The sequence below is a fragment of the Lentilactobacillus sp. genome (assembly GCF_040773105.1).
Taxonomy (GTDB): domain Bacteria; phylum Bacillota; class Bacilli; order Lactobacillales; family Lactobacillaceae; genus Lentilactobacillus; species Lentilactobacillus parabuchneri.
This window is the reverse complement of sequence record NZ_JAXGWW010000303.1, coordinates 1-2,002: the sequence shown is the minus strand read 5'-3', so window position 1 is coordinate 2,002 and position 2,002 is coordinate 1. Positions and strand designations below refer to the sequence as shown.

The following is a 2,002-nucleotide window of genomic DNA, read 5'->3' as shown; positions in this document are numbered from 1 at the left end:
TTCAATAATTAATAATAAAAAATCGTATAAAACACTAGGCATTAAAGCCTTGGGCGACAAAACGTTGGAGATTACTTTGGACCACCCAATGGCTTATTTCAATAAATTAGTTGCAATGCCTGTTTTCATGCCACAAAATAAGTCTTTTGTTCAAAAAGTCGGCATTAAAAAATATGGAACGAATGCCAAGACGACCGTGTCAAACGGTGCATTTAAGATTGCCGACTGGACAGGTACCAACGACACTTATAAATTAGTTCGTAACCCTTATTACTGGGATAAAAGTGCGATCAAATTAGATGAAATTAAGTATCAAACCGTTAAAGATTCCAATACGGCGCATAACTTATTTGAAAATGGCAAGTTGGATGATGCGACGATTTCTGGCGTAACCGCAAAGAGCCTTCAAAAGAATCGAAATCTCAAGCATGTCTCCAAGGCTTGGACCTATTATCTGCAGGTGAACCAACGTCAAAATCAGCCGCTTGCCAATCATAAGCTACGACAGGCAATTTCCCTCGTCATTAACCGGCCGGAGTTAACCAGCAAGGTTCTCGCCGACGGTTCGTTACCAGCAAGCAGCTTCGTCAGTCCGGGTACGGCAGTTGATCCAACAACCGGAAAAGACTTTAGTAAAGAGACCAGCTTTAGCGTACAACCAAATGTAAAAAAGGCCCGTTCTCTTTGGAATGAAGGTAAAAAGGAGGCTGGCCTCAAAGGATCGGTTAGCCTTTCAATTGTTGGGGATGATCAGGATGTCACCAAAAATGTTGCCCAATATCTTCAGAGCCAACTTAATTCAAAACTACCCGGGGTTAAAGTAACCATTGCCAACATTCCCGATAAGGCCCAGCAGGCCCGGCGTAGCGAAGGGAAGTTTGATCTTGCTCAATGGTATTGGCTGGCCGATTTCGGTGACCCAATCAACTACCTCGGAATTTTGACAACGAATAATACGATGAATCCTGGTAAGTTCAGCGATTCAACCTATGACTCTTTGGTCCAAAAAGCCAAAAACGCAGGTAGCCAAGCATCATATTGGCGTTACCTCCGACAGGCTGAAAAACGATTGATGAGTCAAAACGGTATCATTCCGCTCTACTACGTTCGTGAAAGCCATTTGGTTAACCCGAAATTGCATGGGGTTGAATATCACGTTGCCGGCTTTGCGGATTACACACGCTCAAATATTTCAAAGTAAGTAAAAAAACAGAAGCCGTGTCTGCCAGTCATAATAGCTGGTGGACACGGCTTCTGTTTTAAATAACTACTTCTCCCAATGACACAACCGATACCCATGGCTTCTTGCCCAGTGACGGGTCACGTGGCGCTTGTAGCCAGCGGTATTCAATCCGCGGCAATTTTTCGAGTAATGATATCTCTTGCCATGATTAGGTGCGATCCAGACATATGTAGTTCTGGCTGAAACTTCTTGAGGCGGGATTGAAATGAGCCCGCCACCCATTGTGAATACTGCAACAACTGTTAAAGTCGCTTTCTTAAGCTTTAGCATAATGCTTTCCCCCAGCAATATAAAATATGTGTGATTTATGACACAATCTATATTTTATCATAAACCATTGAGCATTTATATTGCTTTATTAATATTTTTATAAGGAAAACTCGTATGCTAGTGGGCCATGATTTGGGAGATTTGCCGTTGTAATTCCGGCACCACTTCGGCCAAAAACCAGGGGTGCTGGTTCATCCAACCATAGTTGAGTGGGGATGGATGAACGAGTGGAAAGTACTCAGGCAAGTAGGCGTCAAAGTGTCTTACCGTTTCGGTCAGGTTCTTTTGCCGCCGTTTGCCAAGATAGTATTTTTGGGCATATTGACCAATTAATAATGTCATTTTGATATTTGGCATTAATTCGAGTAGTGGCTGGTGCCATTTTTCAGCGAAGCCCTTTCTCGGTGGCAAATCTCCGTGGACGCCCTTACCGGGATAGTAAAAATCCAGCGGCAAAACAGCGATTTTACCCGAGTCATAAAAGGTAGT

Annotated in this window: 3 protein-coding genes; 1 reads left to right on the top strand and 2 read right to left on the bottom strand. The window is 43.2% G+C overall.

Annotation, left to right across the window (positions count from 1 at the left end; translation table 11 throughout):
• Positions 1-1,201: peptide ABC transporter substrate-binding protein (locus tag AB3112_RS11010; protein WP_367334515.1), on the top strand; the 1,201-nt coding region annotated here is incomplete at its 5' end.
• 66 nt (positions 1,202-1,267) lie between these two features.
• Here the strand turns inward: AB3112_RS11010 and AB3112_RS11005 are convergent.
• Together AB3112_RS11005 and AB3112_RS11000 are read right to left on the bottom strand one after the other, a co-directional pair.
• Positions 1,268-1,513 (bottom strand): hypothetical protein, encoded by a 246-nt coding sequence (locus AB3112_RS11005; protein ID WP_171031869.1) that lies wholly within the window; start codon positions 1,511-1,513, stop codon positions 1,268-1,270.
• A gap of 117 nt (positions 1,514-1,630) precedes the next feature.
• Positions 1,631-2,002: uracil-DNA glycosylase family protein (locus tag AB3112_RS11000; RefSeq protein ID WP_367334514.1), on the bottom strand; the 372-nt coding region annotated here is incomplete at its 5' end.

Coding starts and splice junctions, on each gene's coding strand:
- AB3112_RS11005 (WP_171031869.1), bottom strand. CDS start 1,513: ATGCTAAAGCTTAAGAAAGCGACTTTAACAGTTGTTGCAGTATTCACA.